The sequence below is a fragment of the Pedobacter sp. 01N416 genome, assembly GCF_056399685.1.
The window spans coordinates 1-3,424 of sequence record NZ_JBFTRT010000759.1 but is presented as its reverse complement, the minus strand read 5'-3'; the positions used below and the strand labels follow the sequence as shown (position 1 = coordinate 3,424).

4 protein-coding genes and 1 pseudogene are annotated in these 3,424 nt (G+C 37.8%); 4 read left to right on the top strand and 1 reads right to left on the bottom strand.

The window, feature by feature from the left end; genetic code table 11:
- Positions 1-359: SIMPL domain-containing protein (locus AC1DND_RS26810; protein WP_477585766.1), on the top strand; the 359-nt coding region annotated here is incomplete at its 5' end.
- Between the two features lie 97 nt (positions 360-456).
- A complete protein-coding gene (locus tag AC1DND_RS26805; RefSeq protein ID WP_029277363.1) occupies positions 457-771 on the top strand; it encodes a seryl-tRNA synthetase in 315 nt (104 codons plus the stop codon).
- Between the two features lie 192 nt (positions 772-963).
- Here the strand turns inward: AC1DND_RS26805 and serS are convergent.
- Positions 964-2,020: pseudogene (serS, locus tag AC1DND_RS26800) on the bottom strand (serine--tRNA ligase).
- A gap of 98 nt (positions 2,021-2,118) precedes the next feature.
- Here serS and rsmI point away from each other — a divergent pair.
- Together rsmI and AC1DND_RS26790 are read left to right on the top strand one after the other, a co-directional pair.
- Complete coding sequence (gene rsmI / locus AC1DND_RS26795) at positions 2,119-2,832, top strand: 16S rRNA (cytidine(1402)-2'-O)-methyltransferase (RefSeq protein ID WP_029277358.1); 714 nt, start codon at positions 2,119-2,121, stop codon at positions 2,830-2,832.
- 38 nt (positions 2,833-2,870) lie between these two features.
- The coding region (locus tag AC1DND_RS26790) for a PH domain-containing protein (RefSeq protein WP_477585763.1) at positions 2,871-3,424 on the top strand (554 nt) is incomplete at its 3' end.

Below are 3,424 nucleotides of genomic sequence, written 5' to 3'. Positions count from 1 at the left end.
GCTTAAAAGTTAGCGATCTGAACAAGTTTAATGCAATATTAGAGTCGATAGATGCCAAAGGAATCGCCAATACGAATATTGAAAGCTACGATTATTCTAAAATTGAAACCTTAAAAAAAGAGCTTAAAATTAAAGCTTTATTGGCAGCAAAAGAGAAAGCAGCTTATATGGTTGAGGCTTTAGGCGATAAATTAGGTGGTGTAATTGAGATACAAGATGGTGGAGACAATGTAATACAACCTGTTTATAGAAATTACGCGATGAAAGCTGAAATGGCTGATGCCGCTGGCGCTCCTGAAATTGATTTTAAAAAAATTAAGCTGAATTTCACAGTAAACGCCATTTTCGAGATCAAATAAGACTTTTAACCGTTAAATCAATGCTTTTTAAAACCTACCAGAACATTTTGGTAGGTTTTTTGTTACGTAGAGGTCGAACACTAAAAAATTAGATATTATGAAAAAATTCATCTACACGTTAGCCTTGGTTTTCTCTCTAGGCATTAGTTTTAATTCAGCTCAGGCAGCTGATAAACCTGCGAAAAACCCAACAGAATTAACTGCAGAACAAGCAGTGAAACTGGAAAGAATTAAAACCCGTGTTGAAGAGATCAGAGACATGGATAAATCGAACTTAACAAGAGCAGAACGTAAAGCTTTACGTAGCGAGTTAAGAGAATTAAAAGGTCAGGCCCGCGCAGTTTCTGGAGGTGTTTATCTTTCAGTTGGTGCAATCATTATCATCATTTTATTGTTGATCTTGATTTTATAATCAATACAGCATTACATCTATCTATATAAAAACAAAAAGCTTTGCATTACTGCAAAGCTTTTTTTATGCTCGTCTTGTGAAGTTTACTCAGTCTTGCGCGAAAGAGAACTTCGCAAGTCTCCGCGGCGGCCTAAGCAAAACTAACGAAGTTCACTGCGCACAAGCCCATTGAAACTTCATTAGTTTCCCTGACTAATCAATAATATCAAAACCGGTATATTTCACTAAAGCCTCCGGAATTTTAATTCCGTTTTCGGTTTGGTAGTTTTCTAAAATAGATGCCACAATACGTGGTAAAGCCAATGCGCTTCCGTTTAATGAGTGAGCCAGTTGTGCCTTTCCTTCTTTTCCTTTAAAGCGTAATTTTAAACGGTTACTTTGATAAGTTTCGAAATTTGATACAGAAGAAACTTCTAACCAGCGCTCCTGGGCGGCACTCCAAACCTCCATATCATAAGTCATGGCAGAAGTAAAGCCCATATCGCCACCGCATAAACGCAATACGCGGTAATGTAATCCCAGCTCCTTTAATAAAGACTGAACATATTGGCTCATATCTTCTAAGGTTTCGTAAGATTTATCAGGATGTGTAATCTGAACTACTTCAACCTTATCAAACTGATGTAAACGGTTTAAACCACGTACATGTGCACCATATGAGCCCGCTTCTCTACGGAAACAAGGCGTATAAGCGGTATTTTTAATTGGAAGATCTTCTTCCTTAACAATTACATCACGGTATAAATTGGTTACCGGAACTTCGGCTGTTGGAATTAAATATAAATCATCAACAGTTGAATGATACATCTGTCCTTCTTTATCCGGCAACTGTCCCGTACCAAAACCCGAGGCCGCATTAACCAAATGAGGTACCTGCATTTCTTTATAACCGGCTTCAGTAGCATGATCTAAAAAGAAATTAATCAAAGCACGTTGTAACTTTGCAATGCTGGGCAGCTTCCAGCTCATTTAACTTTTCAGTTAGCGCCTTAATATTTTCTTTTTTTTCAGTTGCTACAGCTGATAATGCTGCTGCTTCCTCACTTTTACCTTGTCTAAATAATTCACCAACTTGTTTTGAAGTAGAATTTACAAATGCAAGTTCGTTATCTAGTGAGACTTGTGTAGAACGGCGGTCTTCATCAATTTTAATGATTTCATCTACCAGTTCTGGTTGTTTAAAATTACGGATACTTAAACGTTCTAAAACTTTCTCTCTATTTTCGCGGATATAGTTAACTTGCAGCATTATTTAATTTTTTAAGCAAAGATAGCAAGAGTTTGGAGTTTGGGGTAAGGAGTTTGGAAAAAACTGTAAACCGTTAACTGTAAACTGCAAACTGAAATATGGATGGCAAACTATTTCTCGTACCAACGCCCATAGGCAATTTGGAGGATATGACCTTTAGGGCAATCCGTATATTAAAAGAATGTGATTTAATCCTGGCGGAAGATACCCGCACGAGTGCCCCGATGCTTAAACACTTTGGCATCGATAAAAGGGTCTTTTCTCACCACCAGCATAATGAACATAAGGCCACTTCAGAAATTATTAAGTTTTTAAATGAAGGGCAGAAAATTGCCTTAATATCAGATGCCGGAACGCCTGCCATTTCCGATCCGGGTTTTTTCCTGGTTCGCGAGGCCATTAAAAATGACATTGCAGTAGAGTGTTTACCTGGCGCAACAGCTTTTGTGCCCGCTTTGGTTAACTCAGGCCTACCTGCAGATGCATTTTGTTTTGAAGGTTTTTTGCCGGTTAAAAAAGGCAGACAAACAAAGTTCAAAAAATTGGCAGAAGAAGACCGCACCATTATACTTTATGAAAGCCCACACCGTTTATTAAAAACTTTAGAGGAATTTGCACAGTATTTGGGTGCCGATAGGCAAGCTTCGGTAAGTAGAGAACTCACCAAGATGTTCGAAGAAACTGTTCGTGGAACTTTAGTGGAAATAAAATCACATTTTGAAAACAATACTTTAAAAGGAGAATTTGTAATTTGCATAGCGGGGAAACCCAATATTAAAAGCAAAAACAAATATGAAGATGCAGAAGAATAGCATCAAAAACGGAACCAACACAACAATTTAAAAATATTATGATTAGCATAGATAGATTTCTGAGTGACGAACAAGACCCAAAAGCGGTTGAAAAAGTTATTGGAAAATTAAACGACCTTTTAACTACGGGCGAAGAACTTTTATATTTAGCTGTACAGAAAAAACCAGCGGTAAACTTGTTACCAGATAGTATTGCAATTTCGAACAAGCGTATTTTTTATTGCGAGCCAGGTAATTTAGGCTTAACCATGAACTTTAAAGATATTTCATGGAAAAGCATTAAAGAGGTTTCGTTTAAGGAAGAGTTTTTTGGTTCTAAATTTATCTGTGTACCACAACATGGCGAAAACATCGTAACCGAATTTATTCCAAAAGTACAGGCGCGTAAATTACATCAGGCTGCGAACCAGCAATTGGATGAGTATAAGGAAATGCTCCGTCAGCAAAAACTGGAAGAAAACCGTGCAACTGCCTCTCCCATCAATCTAAATGCTCAGCCTCTTGCCGAAATCCCTGCTTACGAACCAACTCCTGAGCCAGTACAACCCGTTATTCAGATCGCTGAAGTTGTAGAAGAGCCAGAAGATGAAAC